General features: G+C 61.0%; 12 protein-coding genes and 1 other RNA gene. 8 read left to right on the top strand and 5 right to left on the bottom strand.

Annotation, left to right across the window (positions count from 1 at the left end):
• Window positions 1–52: 52 nt before the first annotated feature.
• The 4 genes from HF675_RS02585 to narI are packed head-to-tail and all read left to right on the top strand — an operon-like array spanning window position 53 to window position 6706.
• Window positions 53–3793 (top strand): nitrate reductase subunit alpha, encoded by a 3741-nt coding sequence (locus tag HF675_RS02585; RefSeq protein ID WP_105232730.1) that lies wholly within the window; start codon window positions 53–55, stop codon window positions 3791–3793.
• A complete protein-coding gene (gene narH / locus HF675_RS02580; protein WP_187043989.1) occupies window positions 3790–5334 on the top strand; it encodes a nitrate reductase subunit beta in 1545 nt (514 codons plus the stop codon). Before HF675_RS02585 ends, narH begins: the two co-directional genes overlap by 4 nt.
• A complete protein-coding gene (gene narW / locus HF675_RS02575) occupies window positions 5334–6029 on the top strand; it encodes a nitrate reductase molybdenum cofactor assembly chaperone (RefSeq protein ID WP_111736313.1) in 696 nt (231 codons plus the stop codon). Before narH ends, narW begins: the two co-directional genes overlap by 1 nt.
• Window positions 6026–6706, top strand: coding sequence for a respiratory nitrate reductase subunit gamma (gene narI / locus HF675_RS02570; protein ID WP_187043988.1), 681 nt, complete (start codon window positions 6026–6028; stop codon window positions 6704–6706). The genes narW and narI overlap by 4 nt, the downstream gene beginning before the upstream one ends.
• A gap of 62 nt (window positions 6707–6768) precedes the next feature.
• On the opposite strand, the gene rnpB is transcribed toward narI, so the two are convergent.
• Window positions 6769–7146: RNase P RNA component class A (gene rnpB, locus HF675_RS02565), an RNA gene on the bottom strand.
• A gap of 120 nt (window positions 7147–7266) precedes the next feature.
• Window positions 7267–8130 (bottom strand): 16S rRNA (cytidine(1402)-2'-O)-methyltransferase, encoded by an 864-nt coding sequence (gene rsmI / locus HF675_RS02560; protein ID WP_105232734.1) that lies wholly within the window; start codon window positions 8128–8130, stop codon window positions 7267–7269.
• A 62-nt stretch (window positions 8131–8192) separates the two neighbouring features.
• On the opposite strand from rsmI, the gene HF675_RS02555 reads away from it, so the two are divergent.
• The 4 genes from HF675_RS02555 (at window position 8193) to dolP (ending at window position 11846) form a co-directional block, all read left to right on the top strand.
• On the top strand, window positions 8193–10244 hold the full coding sequence (locus tag HF675_RS02555) for a penicillin-binding protein activator (RefSeq protein WP_105232735.1): 2052 nt from the start codon (window positions 8193–8195) through the stop codon (window positions 10242–10244).
• Window positions 10241–10594 (top strand): YraN family protein, encoded by a 354-nt coding sequence (locus HF675_RS02550; RefSeq protein WP_172606328.1) that lies wholly within the window; start codon window positions 10241–10243, stop codon window positions 10592–10594. The genes HF675_RS02555 and HF675_RS02550 overlap by 4 nt, the downstream gene beginning before the upstream one ends.
• A gap of 72 nt (window positions 10595–10666) precedes the next feature.
• Entirely contained in the window at window positions 10667–11257 is a 591-nt protein-coding gene (diaA, locus tag HF675_RS02545) for a DnaA initiator-associating protein DiaA (protein ID WP_015961975.1), read from the top strand.
• 13 nt (window positions 11258–11270) lie between these two features.
• Window positions 11271–11846, top strand: coding sequence for a division/outer membrane stress-associated lipid-binding lipoprotein (gene dolP / locus HF675_RS02540; protein WP_105232737.1), 576 nt, complete (start codon window positions 11271–11273; stop codon window positions 11844–11846).
• A 45-nt stretch (window positions 11847–11891) separates the two neighbouring features.
• Here dolP and mtgA read toward each other — a convergent pair whose 3' ends face one another.
• The 3 genes from mtgA to arcB all read right to left on the bottom strand — a co-directional run bounded on the left by mtgA (window position 11892) and on the right by arcB (window position 15874).
• Window positions 11892–12626, bottom strand: a complete 735-nt coding sequence (mtgA, locus tag HF675_RS02535; protein ID WP_187043987.1) for a monofunctional biosynthetic peptidoglycan transglycosylase — start codon at window positions 12624–12626, stop codon at window positions 11892–11894.
• Entirely contained in the window at window positions 12623–13276 is a 654-nt protein-coding gene (gene elbB, locus HF675_RS02530) for an isoprenoid biosynthesis glyoxalase ElbB (protein WP_111736310.1), read from the bottom strand. Before elbB ends, mtgA begins: the two co-directional genes overlap by 4 nt.
• A gap of 258 nt (window positions 13277–13534) precedes the next feature.
• Window positions 13535–15874 carry an aerobic respiration two-component sensor histidine kinase ArcB gene (arcB, locus tag HF675_RS02525; protein WP_105232740.1) on the bottom strand — a complete coding sequence of 780 codons (2340 nt, stop codon included), beginning with the start codon at window positions 15872–15874 and terminating at the stop codon, window positions 13535–13537.
• Window positions 15875–15931: the final 57 nt, after the last annotated feature.

The raw sequence follows: 15931 nt of genomic DNA, 5'->3' as shown, positions 1-15931 counted from the left end.
TCTGTGAGCAGTGTAACCACAGGGTGTGAGCAGCCCTGTCAGGAGAAATGTCATGAGTAAGCTACTCGATCGCTTTCGCTACTTTAAGCAAAAAGGCGACACGTTTGCGGACGGCCACGGCCAGGTGATGGACAGCAACCGCGACTGGGAAGACAGTTACCGGCAGCGCTGGCAATTCGATAAAATCGTCCGCTCTACCCACGGGGTCAACTGCACCGGCTCCTGCAGCTGGAAGATCTATGTCAAAAACGGCCTGGTTACCTGGGAAACCCAGCAGACCGATTACCCGCGCACCCGCCCCGATATGCCCAACCACGAACCACGCGGCTGCCCGCGCGGCGCCAGTTACTCCTGGTATCTCTACAGCGCTAACCGCCTGAAGTATCCGCTGGTGCGCAAGCGCCTGATTGAACTGTGGCGTGAAGCCCTGCAGCAGCACGGCGATCCGGTCGCCGCCTGGGATGCCATCCAGAGCGATCCGCAAAAAACCGCCGGCTACAAGCAGGTACGCGGCCACGGCGGTTTTGTACGTTCCAACTGGCGCGAGCTGAATCAGCTGATTGCCGCGGCCAACGTCTGGACCATCAAACACTACGGCCCGGATCGCGTGGCCGGCTTCTCGCCGATCCCGGCGATGTCGATGGTCTCCTACGCCGCCGGCACCCGCTATCTGTCGCTGATCGGCGGCACCTGCCTGAGTTTTTACGACTGGTACTGCGACCTGCCGCCGGCCTCGCCGATGACCTGGGGCGAACAGACCGACGTGCCGGAATCCGCCGACTGGTACAATTCCAGCTACCTGATCGCCTGGGGCTCGAACGTACCGCAGACCCGCACGCCGGACGCGCACTTCTTTACCGAAGTGCGTTACAAAGGCGCCAAAACCATTGCCATCACGCCCGACTACTCCGAGGTGGCGAAGCTGTGCGACCAGTGGCTGTCGCCCAAGCAGGGCACCGACAGCGCGCTCGCCATGGCGATGGGACACGTGATTTTAAAAGCCTTCCACCTGGATAACCCCAGCGACTATTTCCTCAACTACTGCCGGCGCTACACCGATATGCCGATGCTGGTGATACTGGAAGCGCGCGAAGACGGCAGCTACGTGCCGGGCCGCATGCTGCGCGCCGCCGATCTGGTCGGCAACCTGGGGGAAAGCAACAACCCGGAATGGAAAACGGTGGCGTTCAGCCAGACGGGCGAACCGGTGGCGCCCAATGGTTCCATCGGTTTCCGCTGGGGCGAAAAAGGCAAATGGAACCTGGAACCGCTGGCGGCCGGCGCAGAAACGGAGCTGCGGCTTTCCCTGCTGGGCGAGCACGATGAGGTGGCCGGCGTCGCCTTCCCTTACTTCGGCGGCAATGAGAACCCGCACTTTCGCAGCGTGCCGCAGACGCCGGTGCTGGTGCATCAGCTGCCGGTCAAACGCCTGACGCTGGCCGATGGCGGCGAAGCGCGGGTCGCCTGCGTGTACGATCTGCTGCTGGCCAACTACGGCCTGGACCGCGGACTGGACGACCCCCACTGCGCGCAGGATTTCTCAGAGATCAAAGCCTATACCCCGGCCTGGGCCGAGCAGATCACCGGCGTGCCGCAGCAGCATATTGAGCGTATCGCCCGGGAGTTCGCCGATAACGCGCATAAAACCCACGGCCGCTCGATGATTATTCTCGGCGCCGGGGTCAATCACTGGTACCACATGGACATGAACTACCGCGGCATGATCAATATGCTGGTGTTCTGCGGCTGTGTGGGACAAAGCGGCGGCGGCTGGGCGCACTATGTCGGCCAGGAGAAGCTGCGGCCGCAGACCGGCTGGCTGCCGCTGGCGTTCGCGCTGGACTGGAACCGCCCGCCGCGGCAGATGAACAGCACTTCCTTCTTCTACAACCACGCCAGCCAGTGGCGCTACGAAAAACTCACCGCCCAGGAGCTGCTCTCCCCGCTGGCCGATGCCGGCCGCTTCAGCGGCCACCTGATTGACTTTAACGTGCGCGCCGAGCGCATGGGCTGGCTGCCCTCCTCCCCGCAGCTCAACCTGAACCCGCTGCGCATCAGGGCGCAGGCCGACGCCGCAGGCATTTCCCCGATCGATTACACCGTGCAGGCGCTGAAAACCGGCGATATCCGTTTCGCCTGTGAACAACCGGACAGCGGCGGCAATCACCCGCGCAACCTGTTTGTCTGGCGCTCCAACCTGCTGGGCTCCTCCGGCAAGGGCCATGAATATATGCTGAAGTACCTGCTCGGCACCGACAGCGGCATTCAGGGCGAGGCGCTGGGTGAAACGGACGAGGTGAAGCCGGAAGAGGTCGAGTGGCAGCAGGCGGCCATTGAAGGCAAGCTGGATCTGCTGGTCACCCTCGATTTCCGCATGTCCAGCACCTGTCTGTTCTCCGATATTGTGCTGCCGACCGCCACCTGGTATGAAAAGGACGATATGAATACCTCGGATATGCATCCGTTTATTCACCCGCTGTCCGCCGCGGTCGACCCCGCCTGGGAATCAAAAAGCGACTGGGAAATTTATAAGGGCATCGCCAAGGCGTTTTCCGAGACCTGCGTCGGTCACCTGGGACAGGAAACCGATGTGGTGCTGCAGCCGCTGCAGCACGACTCGCCGGCGGAGCTGGCGCAGCCGTTCGACATCCAGGACTGGCGCCACCATGAGTGCGATTTGATCCCCGGCAAAACCGCGCCGAATATCGTAGCGGTAGAACGCGACTACCCCGCCACCTATGAGCGCTTTACCTCCCTCGGCCCGCTGATGGATAAGCTGGGCAACGGTGGCAAGGGCATCAGTTGGGAAACGCAGAACGAGGTGGCGTTCCTCGGTAAGCTCAATTACACCAAAACTACCGGGCCGGCCAAGGGGCGACCGCTGATCGACAGCGCGCTCGACGCCTCAGAGGTGATCCTGACGCTGGCGCCGGAAACCAACGGCCAGGTGGCGGTGAAAGCCTGGCAGGCGCTCGGCGAGTTTACCGGCCGCGACCACACCCACCTGGCGCGCAATAAGGAAGAGGAGAAGATCCGCTTTCGCGATATTCAGGCGCAGCCGCGCAAAATCATCTCCAGCCCGACCTGGTCAGGGCTGGAGAGCGAACACGTTTCGTATAACGCCGGCTATACCAACGTCCATGAGCTGATCCCGTGGCGCACGCTGTCCGGCCGCCAGCAGCTGTATCAGGATCATCCGTGGATGCGCGCCTTCGGCGAAAGCCTGGTGGCCTACCGTCCGCCGATCGATACCCGGAGCGTCAGCAAAATGCGCGCCGTGCCGCCCAACGGCTTCCCGGAAAAAGCGCTGAACTTCCTGACGCCGCACCAGAAATGGGGCATCCACTCCACCTACAGTGAAAACCTGCTGATGCTGACGCTGTCGCGCGGCGGGCCGATCGTCTGGCTGAGCGAAGCCGACGCCCGCGAGCTGGGCATAGAGGATAACGACTGGATCGAGGCCTTCAACGCCAACGGCGCGCTGACCGCCCGCGCGGTGGTCAGCCAGCGCGTGCCGCCCGGCATGACCATGATGTACCACGCCCAGGAGCGCATCATGAATATCCCCGGCTCCGAGGTAACCGGCATGCGCGGCGGCATCCACAACTCCGTCACCCGCGTCTGCCCCAAACCCACCCATATGATCGGCGGCTACGCCCAGTTGGCCTACGGCTTTAACTACTACGGCACCGTCGGCTCGAACCGCGACGAATTCATCATGATCCGCAAGATGAAAAACGTTAACTGGCTGGATGATGAAGGTCACGATCAGGTACAGGAGCCGAAAAAATGAAAATACGTTCGCAAGTGGGCATGGTGCTCAACCTCGATAAATGCATCGGCTGCCATACCTGTTCGGTCACCTGTAAAAACGTCTGGACCGGGCGCGAAGGGATGGAGTACGCGTGGTTCAACAATGTGGAGACCAAGCCGGGCATCGGCTACCCGAAAAACTGGGAGGATCAGGACACCTGGCAAGGCGGCTGGATCCGCAAGATCAACGGCAAACTGGAGCCGCGCCTCGGCAGCCGCGTCGGCGTGCTGTCCAAGATCTTCGCCAACCCTAACCTGCCCGGCATCGACGACTATTACGAACCTTTCACCTACGACTATCAACATCTGCACAGCGCGCCGGAAAGCAAACATCAGCCCACCGCCCGGCCACGTTCCCTGATCAGCGGCCAGCGCATGGACAAAATCGAGTGGGGCCCCAACTGGGAGGAGCTGCTCGGCGGCGAGTTTGAGAAACGCGCCCGCGATAAAAACTTTGAAGCAATGCAGAAGGAGATGTACGGCGAGTTTGAAAACACCTTCATGATGTACCTGCCGCGCCTGTGCGAGCACTGCCTCAACCCCAGCTGCGTCGCCACCTGCCCGAGCGGCGCGATCTACAAACGGGAAGAGGACGGCATCGTCCTGATCGACCAGGATAAGTGCCGCGGCTGGCGGCTGTGCATCAGCGGCTGTCCGTACAAGAAAATCTACTTTAACTGGAAAAGCGGCAAATCGGAGAAGTGCATCTTCTGCTATCCGCGCATTGAGTCCGGCCAGCCGACCGTCTGTTCGGAAACCTGCGTCGGCCGCATCCGCTATCTGGGCGTGCTGCTGTATGACGCGGACCGTATTGAGGAGGCCGCCAGCACCGAACATGAAACCGATCTGTATGAACGCCAATGCGAAGTGTTCCTCGATCCGCACGATCCGACGGTGATCGAAGAAGCGCTGAAACAGGGGATCCCGCAAAACGTCATCGAGGCGGCGCAAAAGTCGCCGGTGTACAAAATGGCGATGGACTGGAAACTGGCGCTGCCGCTGCACCCGGAGTACCGCACGCTGCCGATGGTGTGGTACGTGCCGCCGCTGTCGCCGATTCAGTCAGTGGCCGACGCCGGCGCGCTGCCGCACAACGGCAATATTTTGCCGGCGGTAGAAAGCCTGCGCATCCCGGTGCAGTATCTGGCCAACCTGCTTAGCGCCGGTGATACCGGCCCGGTGCTGCGCGCGCTGAAGCGCATGATGGCGATGCGCCACTACAAACGCTCGCAAACCGTGGAAGGCGTGACGGACACCCGCGCGCTGGAAGAGGTCGGCCTCAGCGTCGAACAGGTGGAGGAGATGTACCGCTATCTGGCGATCGCCAACTATGAGGATCGCTTTGTGATCCCCACCAGCCACCGGGAAATGGCCGAAGACGCCTTCCCGGAACGCAACGGCTGCGGCTTTACCTTCGGCGACGGCTGCCACGGCTCCGACACCAAGTTCAACCTGTTCAACAGCAGCCGCATTGACGCCATCAACATCACCGAAGTGCAGGACAAGGCGGAGGGCAAGTGATGCAAATCCTGAAAGTCATTGGCCTGCTGATCGACTACCCGGACGACGATCTGTGGGCCTGCGCCGACGAGGTGCTGCCGCTGGTCGAGCAACAGGCGCCCGAACTGCTGCCGTTTACCCGCACGCTGTTTAGCGCCCCGCTGCTGGACCGGCAGGCGGAATGGTGCGAGATTTTCGACCGCGGGCGCGCCACCTCGCTGCTGCTGTTTGAGCACGTGCACGCCGAGTCCCGCGACCGCGGCCAGGCGATGGTGGAACTGATGGGGCAGTATCAGCAGCAGGGTCTGCAGCTGGCCTGCCGGGAACTGCCGGACTATCTGCCGCTCTACCTGGAATACCTCAGCATTCTGCCCCCCGCGCAGGCGCGGGAAGGGTTGCAGAACGTAGCGCCGATTCTGGCGCTGCTCGGCGCCCGGCTGAAGCAGCGCGGCGCGGCGTGGCAGCCGCTGTTTGACGCGCTGCTGACCCTGGCCGACAGTCCGCTGCGCAGCGATAACGCCAGCCGACAGGCGGCAGCGGAAACGCGCGACGACACGCCGCAGGCGATGGACGCCGTGTGGGAGGAAGAACAGGTGAAATTTATCGACGACAACAGCGCCGCCTGCGACAGTTCGCCGCAGCAGAGTTACCAGCGGCGCTTTAGCCAGGACGTCGCGCCGCAGTATGTCGACGTCGGTTCAGGAGGCCCGAAATGATCCCGTTTCTGAACGTCTTCTTTTACGATATCTACCCCTACCTGTGCGGTACGGTCTTTTTGCTCGGCAGCTGGCTGCGTTACGACTACGGGCAATACACCTGGCGCGCCGGCTCCAGCCAGATGCTGGATAAACGCGGTATGCGTCTGGCCTCCAATCTGTTTCATATCGGCATTCTGGGGATTTTTTTCGGCCACCTGTTCGGCATGTTGACGCCGCACTGGATGTACGCCTGGTTCCTGCCGATCGCCGTCAAACAGCAGTTGGCGATGGTGCTGGGCGGCGTGTGTGGCGTACTGACGCTGGTCGGCGGCATGATGCTGCTGGTGCGCCGGCTGTTTAATCCGCGCATCCGCGCCACCTCCAGCACCGCCGATATTCTGATCCTCAGCATTCTGCTGATTCAGTGCCTGTTGGGGTTGTCCACCATTCCCTTCTCCGCCCAGCATATGGACGGCAGCGAAATGCTGAAGCTGGTGGGCTGGGCGCAGGCGGTGGTCACCTTCCAGGGCGGCGCCTCGGTGCATCTGGACGGCGTCGCGCCGATCTTCCGCATCCATCTGGTGCTCGGCATGACCATCTTTCTGCTGTTTCCGTTCACCCGTCTGGTGCACGTCTGGAGTGCGCCGGTGGAGTACTTCACCCGCCGCTATCAGGTGGTGCGCTCGCGCCGCTAGCGCCGGCGGCGTGACAAAAGCAAACGGGCTGACGCAATGCGCCAGCCCGTTTGTTTGAAGAGGAGTGGAGTTGACCGGTAAGCCGGGTTCTGTCGTGGACAGTCATTCCTCTAGGCCAGCAATCGCTCACTGGCTCAAGCAGCCTACCCGGGTTCAGTACGGGCCGTACCATGTGAACCCCTATTTGGCCTTGCTCCGGGTGGAGTTTACCGTGCCACGAACTGTTGCCAGCCGCGCGGTGCGCTCTTACCGCACCCTTTCACCCTTACCTGATCCCGCTTGCGCGGGCCATCGGCGGTTTGCTCTCTGTTGCACTAGTCGTAGGCTTGCGCCCCCCAGGCGTTACCTGGCACCCTGCCCTATGGAGCCCGGACTTTCCTCCCCTCCACCTGTCTCCCCAATGAGGACGGCAGTGAAGCGGCGACTGTCTGGTCAACTCCGGCGCGGAGTATACGCCTCAAGGCACAACAGTGTAAACCTTCTTATATTCGGCCCATCACAGGGCCTCGCCCCTTCGGGGCCGCTGCAAGCAGCGTTCAAATCGGTTCCTGACCGATTTGTCACCCTTCCTGTTGCTCGAGCGCGTATTTATACAACGCATTCTTCTTCACGCCGTGGATTTCCGCCGCCAGCGCCGCCGCTTTCTTCAGCGGCAGCTCCTTGTGCAGCAGCGCCAGCGTACGCAGCGCCTCCGGCGGCAGCGCATCGTCCTGCGCCTTATGCCCTTCGACGATCAGCACCATCTCACCGCGCCGGCGCACCTCGTCTTCCTGCACCCAGGCCAGCAGCTCGCCGACCGGCGCGCCGTAAATCGACTCCCAGGTTTTGGTCAGTTCACGCGCCAGCACCACGTAGCGATCCGGCCCCCACACCGTCACCATATCTTGCAGGCTGTCCAGCAGGCGGTGGGTGGATTCATAGAAAATCAGCGTGCGAGGTTCCTCTGCCAGCGCGAGCAGCGTATCCTTACGTCCCTTGGTTTTCGCCGGCAGGAAGCCTTCGTAACAGAAACGGTCTGAAGCGACGCCGGCGGCGCACAGCGCGGTCGTGGCGGCGCAGGCGCCCGGCAGCGGCACCACGCGGATGCCCGCTTCGCGGCAGCGCCGCACCAGGTGATAGCCGGGATCGTTGATCAGCGGCGTCCCGGCATCGGAAACCAGGGCTATACTTTGACCTTCCTGCAGCTTCGCCAGCAGTTGGTCAGCTTTTTGCTGTTCATTATGGTCGTGCAGGGCAAACAACCGCGCGTTAATCGCGAAGTGTTGCAGCAGCAATCCGGTATGGCGCGTGTCTTCCGCCGCGATCAGATCAACGCTTTCCAGCACCGCTAACGCGCGTTGGGTGATATCCCCCAAATTGCCGATCGGGGTGGGCACCACGTACAGCGTTGATGCAGAAATGACTGATTGTTGGTGTTGATTCATTGTTTCATCCGGATTGCCGATTTAATATTGAGCATCTTGAAAAAAACATCACTGGATACAGTATGCTTTCCTCAAAATTCGTTCGTACCAAAGCAGGGCGTTTTATGCCTGTTATCGTGGCCACCCTGCTGCTTGCAGGCTGCCCAGGCCAGGCTCCGCAGACTCCGCCCGCCAATATTCAGGACGAGGCGAGCGCCAGCTCCGATTACTATCTGCAGCAAATGCAGCAGAGCAGCGATGATAACAAGGCTGACTGGCAATTACTTGCTATTCGCGCATTGTTGCGCGAAGGGAAGCTGCCGCAGGCTAACCAACAGCTGAGCGCGCTGCCGCAGAACCTGAGCGGCGAACGGCAGACGGAGCGCCAGTTGCTGAGCGCCGAGCTGCAAATCGCGGGCAAAAACCTCAGCGCCGCACGCAACACGCTGAACGGCATCGACAACAACACGCTGTCGCCGAACCAGCGCGTACGCTTCTATCAGGCGCAGATCGCCGCCAACCAGGGCAAGGCCTCACTGCCGCTGATCCGCGCCTATATCGCGCAGGAGCCGCTGCTGAACGACAAGGCGCACCAGGATAACCTGGACCAGACCTGGAAGACTCTGCTGGGCCTGACGCCGCAGGATATGAACAGCCTGGTGATCAACGCCGACGAAAACGTGCTGCAGGGCTGGCTGGATTTGCTGCGCGTCTATCAGGAGAACCGTCAGGATCCGGAGATGCTGAAAGCCGGCATCAAGGACTGGCAGAACCGCTATCCGCAAAACCCGGCCGCCAAGTCGCTGCCGACCCAGCTGAACCAGGCGCTGAACCTTACCCAGGCGTCCACCTCCAACATCGCCCTGCTGTTGCCGATGAACGGCCAGGCGAAGGTATTTGCCGACGCCATCCAGCAAGGCTTTGAAGCGGCGAAGAACGGCACCGCCGGCGCCCCGGCTCCAGCGCAGCCACAGCCGCAAGCGCAGCCGGCCGGCGGCAGCGCAGAGCAGCCGGTGACGGCGCCTGACGCGCAGTCCGGCGATCTTAACGCCAACGGCGCGGTGAGCACCTCCGCGCCGGCGGAAGAAGCCGCCGCCGCCGCGCCAATCAGCGCCGCGCAGCCAAGCGCCCCGGCCGCAACGCCGGCGCCGGCACAGCCGCAGATGAGCAACGCGCAGATTAAAGTGTATGACACCTCCAGCCAGCCGCTGTCCGCCCTGCTGACGCAGGCGCAGCAGGACGGCGCGACCCTGGTGGTCGGCCCGCTGCTGAAGAACAACGTCGATCAGTTGGCCAGCACCAGCACTTCGCTGAACGTGCTGGCGCTCAACCAGCCGGAAACGCCGCAGGACAGCCCGAACGTCTGCTACTTCGCCCTGTCGCCGGAAGATGAGGCGCGCGACGCCGCCCGCCATATCTGGACGCAGCAGAAGCGTCAGCCGCTGCTGCTGGTTCCGCACGGTTCGTTCGGCAGCCGCGTCGCCAAAGCCTTTGCCGAAGAGTGGCAGAAACAGGGCGGCGGCACCGTGCTGCAGCAGAACATCGGCTCCGTGAATGAACTGCGTCAATCGGTGCGCTCCGGCATCCGCCTGTCCGGCACCCCGGTGGCCGCTAGCGCTCCGGCGCAGCAGTCGGTCACCGTTGCCGGCCTGACCATCCCGGCGCCGCCGAGCGATATCCCGGCCGCCACCGGCGGCCGAGTCGACGCGGTTTATATCGTCGCCAACCGCTCGCAGCTGACGCTGATCAAGCCAATGATCGATATGAATATCAGCGGTCGCGGCAAGCCGACGCTGTACGCCAGCTCACGCAGCTATCAGGCCGGTTCCGGCCCGGACTTCCGTCTGGAAATGGAAGGCCTGCAGTTCAGCGATATCCCGATGCTGGCCGGCGCCAACCCGCAGCTGATGCGACAGGCCGCCGCCAAGTTCCGCAACGACTACTCCCTGATGCGTCTGTACGCCATGGGCGTGGACGCCTGGCAACTGGCGAACCACTTCTCCGAAATGCGTCAGCTGCCGGGGTTCCAGCTGTCCGGTGCCACCGGCGCGCTGACCGCATCGTCTAACTGCGTGATCAACAGGAAGCTGCCTTGGCTGCAATATCGTCAGGGTCAGATCGTTCCGGCCTCCTGAGCCAACGCACCAAGGGGGCGGGCTATGAAGTACAGGCCCGCCGCTACCTGGAACGCGCCGGGCTCGCCTTCGTCGCCGCCAACGTGGCGGTGCGCGGCGGCGAGCTCGATCTGATTATGCGCGACGGCCAGACCTGGGTGTTCGTGGAGGTCCGCTACCGGCGCAACGCCGCCTTTGGCGATGCCGCCGCCAGCGTCACCTATCGCAAACAACAGCGCCTGCTGCGCGCCGCCGCCGTCTGGCTGGCGGGGCGAGGCGCCAGTTTCGACACATCGCCTTGCCGTTTTGACGTTTTGGCCTTCACCGGCAGCCAGTTAGAATGGATACCCAATGCCTTCAATGCGGATTAAGCGTCTGCCGCAGGGCATAGCCGATGAGATAAGTTCTACGTTGCCGGTGCAGCCGGCCTGGATAATGACAACGTGTTAGAAAGAATCAAAACCTGTTTTACCGAAAGCATTCAGACCCAGATCGCGGCGGCGGAAGCGCTGCCGGACGCCATTTCCCGGGCGGCGATGACGCTGGTGCAGTCGCTGCTCAACGGCAATAAGATCCTGTGCTGCGGCAACGGCACCTCCGCCGCCAATGCCCAGCATTTTGCGGCGAGCATGATTAATCGCTTCGAAACCGAACGGCCCAGCCTGCCGGCGATCGCCCTGAACGCGGACAATGTGGTGCTGACCGCCATCACCAACGATCGGTTGCATGATGAAGTGTATGCCAAGCAGGTGCGCGCGCTCGGACAGACCGGCGACGTGCTGCTGGCTATTTCCACCCGCGGCAATAGCCGTGATATTGTGAAGGCCGTTGAAGCCGCCGTCACCCGCGATATGACCATCGTGGCGCTGACAGGGTACGACGGCGGGGAGCTGGCCGGTTTGCTGGGTCAGCAGGACGTAGAAATCCGCATTCCGTCACACCGCAGTTCACGAATTCAGGAAATGCATATGCTGACGGTAAACTGCCTATGCGACCTGATTGATAATACGCTGTTTCCCCACCAGGACGATTGATTAAGGAGTTCGAATGAAGCTTCATACTGTTTACGCCGTGCTGCTAGGCGCTCTGATGCTGCAAGGCTGCGTGCCGGCAGTGGTGGTCGGCAGCGCGGCGGTGGCGACTAAAACCGCGACCGATCCGCGCACTATCGGCACACAGGTTGACGACGGCACGCTGGAAGCGCGGGTCGAAAACGCAATGAGTAAAGACCAGCAACTGAAGAAAGACGCCCGCGTGGTGGCTACCGCCTATCAGGGCAAAGTGCTGCTGACCGGACAGGCGCCAAATTCTGACCTGTCCGCCCGCGCCAAACAGATCGCCATGGGCGTGGAAGGCGCCACCGAGGTGTATAACGAAATCCGTCAGGGCACGCCGGTCAGCCTGAGCACCGCCTCGGCGGATACCTGGATCACCACCAAGGTTCGCTCGCAGATCCTGACCAGCGACACGGTGAAATCCTCTAACGTGAAAGTCACTACCGAGAACGGCGAAGTGTTCCTGCTCGGCCTGGTGACCGAACAGGAAGGGCAATCGGCGGCGCAGATCGCCAGCCAGGTGAGCGGCGTCAAACACGTCACCACCGCCTTTACCTATGTGAAGTAATACCCCACGGGGTGAGGCGCCCGCCTTACCCCGTCTTTTCTCTGCTCAATCCAGCTTATTGGCCTGCAGGAAGCCCTCGCCGCCCAGCTGCCGCATCTGGCGCAAAATCCACTGCTGACGCTGTATCACGTACGCCGACGGCGCATCGGCCTTGAAGCGGTGCGGGTTCGGCAACACCGCCGCCAGCAACGCCGCTTCAGACGCGCTGAGACGCCGGGCCGGCTTATTGAAATAGCGCTGTGACGCCTCTTCAACGCCAAACACGCCGTCGCCCAGCTCCACAATGTTAAGATACACCGTCAGAATGCGTCGTTTGCTCCACACCAGCTCAATACCGCCGGTCAGCCCGGCCTCCAGCCCTTTGCGCAGCCAGCTGCGCCCGTCCCACAGGAACAGATTTTTCGCCGTCTGCTGCGACAGGGTCGACGCGCCGCGGATGCGCGCCGGACGCCGCTCGTTGTGATCCAGCGCCTTCTCTATGGCGGCGACGTCAAACCCCCAGTGCTGCGGGAATTTTTGATCCTCGGCGGCCATCACCGCCAACGCCATATTGGGCGATATCTCACTCATCGCCACCCAGTCTGAGTGCGCCACATAGCCAAAATCACCGCGCAGCCAGGCGCTGACCTGCCGTTCCAGCATCACGGCGGAAAACGGCACCGGCAGGAACGCAAACAGCACAATGCCGGCCAGCCACAGGCCGAGCAGCGTCAGTACCCCGCGTTTCAGCCAGCGCCAGGGAAGAGATAACAGCGATCTGCGCGCCGCCTTTCTTCTCATTCGGTCAGATCCAGTACGCGTGACACCAGCTTATCAATTCCGCTGGCCGCTTCGCCGATCGACTGCGCCAGCATATACGCCGGCGTCGTCACCACTTTGTTTTCGCCGTCGACCACAATATCGTCAACCGGACAAATCACCGGTTCTCCGCCCATGGTATCAATCACTTCCCCGAGATCGGGATCGTTACCAATGGTCAGCCTGACCTGCTGGTCGAGCAGCTTCGGCAACAGCGCGGGCGCAATACACATAAAACCAATTGGTTTATGTGCCTTATGCATTTCGCGGGTCAATATTGCCAAATCCTCATCCACCTCGCACTCGGCGCCCTGCGCCGCAAAGCTGCTCAGATTCTTGGCTGCGCCGAAACCGCCCGGCACGATCAACGCATCCAACAGCTCGGCGCGCGCGGCAGAAAGCGGTTGCACATCGCCTCTGGTTATCCGCGCCGACTCCGCCAGAACATTACGCTGCTCGCCGGTCTCTTCCCCAGATAAATGATTAATTACATGCAGTTGGGGACGATCCGGCGCAAAACATACCGCCTGCGCCCCGGCGCGATCCAGAGCCAGCAGCGTCAGCACCGCCTCATGAATCTCTGTACCGTCATAAACCCCACAGCCGCTGAGTACTACCCCAACCTGTTTCATCGCCGTTCTCCTCGCTAATATTGTCAATGACTTAGTGCGCCAAGTTGACAAACACTAATCTACATCACACATTTTAATGAATCTTCTAACAAGAGCGCTTACATTTGGTATGTTGTTGGCTGTATGATGTATAGGAATCCTCCTCGGAGGTTTCAGAATTTTCTACAACCTGCGCAAGCAGAAACTTAAAACCAATACGCAGGTTCACGTTTTCCCTGGTGTTGGCGCAATATTCGCGCACCCCGGCCTAGGTCGGGGTCATTTTTTTTCAGCATTCTCCACCCAGGCGCGCAGCATCGCGACGTCGTTCTGCCACTCCTGCTTCAGTTCATCCACCCAGTCCTGTACGTTATCCCACCACGCCGGCAGCGTTGGCGTCTGAATCTGCTGCGCCAGCTGTTGCAGATGACGCAGGCCGACCGAGCCAGCCGCACCTTTGATTTTATGCCCTTCCTCGGCGATGCCCTTCTGGTCGCGCGCCGTCATGTTGGAATCCAGCACCGCCAGGTAGCCTGGCATCATCTGCTCAAACATCTCCAGACTCTGGTGAATCAGTTGCGGCCCCACCAGCTCCATATACTGCTCCAGCATGGCGGTATCCAATAACGACTCGTTAATCTGCATCGCGTTGTGCTCCGTTTTCTTTGTGGCATGAGTAGGTTGATGATCCCAATAGTGCTGAATCATTTTGGTCAACGCCGGTACCGAGAGCGGTTTGCTCAATACATCGTCCATGCCCGCTTCAAGATACTCTTTTTTATCTTTCAGGACGTTGGCGGTCAGCGCAATCAGCGGCGGCAGCATCTGCCCGGCGTAGCGTTCGCGCAGCTCACGGGCGATATCCAGTCCGGACATATCCGGCAGTTGGATATCCAGCAGCACCAGGTCGAATTCATCCGGATCGAACATGGCCAGCGCATCATGGCCGTTCATCGCCACCTCTACGCTGTTGCCCAGTTTTTCCAGCACCGAACGCGCCACGATCACGTTCAGCTCAATATCTTCCACCAGCAAAATATGCAGCGCCGGCAGCGGCAGCGCCTCTTCGCTCTCCGCTTCCGTCACTTCTTCCTCCAGCGCCGGCGCCTTGATGGTCAGCGTAAAGCAGGAGCCATGTCCCGGCTGGCTGCTGACGGTGATGTCGCCGCCCATGCTCTGCGCCAGACGTTTGGACACCGCCAGACCAATGCCGGTACCGGTTGCCGGCCGCCCGCCGCGCTGGTCCTTGACCTGATAATACATGGCGAAGATTTTGTCCTGCTCGTCCTGCGGGATGCCCATGCCGGAATCCGCTACGTCGAACACCAGTTTTTCCTGCCCTTCCCGTCGCACCCGCACCGTGATGTTTCCCTGCTGGGTAAACTTCACCGCATTACCGATCAGATTCCACAGAATCTGACGCAGGCGCGTACCGTCGGTAATGATTTTTTGCGGCAGCGGCGCATGCGGCTCCAACACGAAGCGCAGCCCCTTCGGCTGCGCCAGCAGGCCGGAGAGGTTTTCCAGATCCGCCAGGAAACCGGTGAAATCAACCGGCTGGTTGTCCAGCTGCACCTTGCGCCGCTCGATTTTATCCATCTCGATAATGTCGTTGAAAATGTTGCCGAGGGTAATCGCGCTGACGTGGATGGTTTTCAGGTAGTTCAGCTGTTCGTCGTTCAGTTCGGTATCCAGCAGGATACGACTGAGACCGACGATGCCGTTAAGCGGCGTACGCAGCTCGTGGCTGATGGTTGAGATAAAGGTGGTCTTATCCCTGCTGGCGTTCTCCAGCGCGTCCTGATAGCGCTTACGCTCGGTAATATCGCGTCCGAAGCCCATCAGCCCGTGACGCTTGCCCACCCGATCGTAAAACGGCACCTTGCGCAGCTCAAAACAGGCCTTGCGGCCGTCCGGGTATACCAGCCACTGCTCATAGGTCAGCGAAACGTTGTGACGGAATACTTTCTCGTCGGTTTCAATCACTTTATCCGCAATATCCTGCTCATAGACGTCATTCGGCGTCAGACCGATCAGCTGTTTTTCGCTTTTGCCGGTCAGCAGCTCCATCGCCCGGTTGCAGCCGGAAAATTCTTTGTCTTCATTACGGTAATACACCAAATCCGGCGAAGCATCGAGGAACGAACGCAGCAACGCGGACTGCTGGCCCAGCTCTATCTGCGCCAGTTCACGCTGTTCCATTTCCTCTTTCAGCTTATCCATCACCTGCAGACGCGCCTCTTCCGCCTTGATACGGTCGGCGATTTCCTGGTTGAGCTGGCTGATGTTGTCCTTCAACTGCTGGTTCAGCTTCAGGTCACGGTGGCGCATCTCCTCTAGTTTGTCGACCAGCCGCGCCAGCCGCTGACGCGACTCCTCCAGCTGCTCCACCACCACCGACAGGAAATAAACCGCCCACGGGGTGATCAGCAGGCCAAAGAAGATAGAGCGCACCACGTCGATGCTCTCGACCTCGCCACGCAGCAGCATGGTCACGGCCATCTGCACCACCATCGCCAGCACCACCAGTGCCGAAGCCAGCAGCAGCGAAAAGCGCACCAGCCCCAGCTTCACCATTAAATCAACGTAGTACTGGGCCAACACCCGGATTTGCTTCATGAACGGCTCCCTACAGACATATGGCTTAAATCATACCGCAAATCGTCCCGTAACAGA

It is taken from the genome of Serratia sp. JUb9 (assembly GCF_014298095.1).
In the GTDB taxonomy this organism is placed as follows: Bacteria; Pseudomonadota; Gammaproteobacteria; order Enterobacterales; family Enterobacteriaceae; genus Serratia_B; species Serratia_B rhizosphaerae.
This window is presented reverse-complemented; position numbering and strand designations above follow the sequence as displayed.

Coding starts and splice junctions, on each gene's coding strand:
- mtgA (WP_187043987.1), bottom strand. CDS start 12,626: ATGAGAAGAAAGGCGGCGCGCAGATCGCTGTTATCTCTTCCCTGGCGC.
- narH (WP_187043989.1), top strand. CDS start 3,790: ATGAAAATACGTTCGCAAGTGGGCATGGTGCTCAACCTCGATAAATGC.
- HF675_RS02555 (WP_105232735.1), top strand. CDS start 8,193: ATGCTTTCCTCAAAATTCGTTCGTACCAAAGCAGGGCGTTTTATGCCT.
- rsmI (WP_105232734.1), bottom strand. CDS start 8,130: ATGAATCAACACCAACAATCAGTCATTTCTGCATCAACGCTGTACGTG.
- narI (WP_187043988.1), top strand. CDS start 6,026: ATGATCCCGTTTCTGAACGTCTTCTTTTACGATATCTACCCCTACCTG.
- narW (WP_111736313.1), top strand. CDS start 5,334: ATGCAAATCCTGAAAGTCATTGGCCTGCTGATCGACTACCCGGACGAC.
- HF675_RS02585 (WP_105232730.1), top strand. CDS start 53: ATGAGTAAGCTACTCGATCGCTTTCGCTACTTTAAGCAAAAAGGCGAC.
- dolP (WP_105232737.1), top strand. CDS start 11,271: ATGAAGCTTCATACTGTTTACGCCGTGCTGCTAGGCGCTCTGATGCTG.
- arcB (WP_105232740.1), bottom strand. CDS start 15,874: ATGAAGCAAATCCGGGTGTTGGCCCAGTACTACGTTGATTTAATGGTG.
- elbB (WP_111736310.1), bottom strand. CDS start 13,276: ATGAAACAGGTTGGGGTAGTACTCAGCGGCTGTGGGGTTTATGACGGT.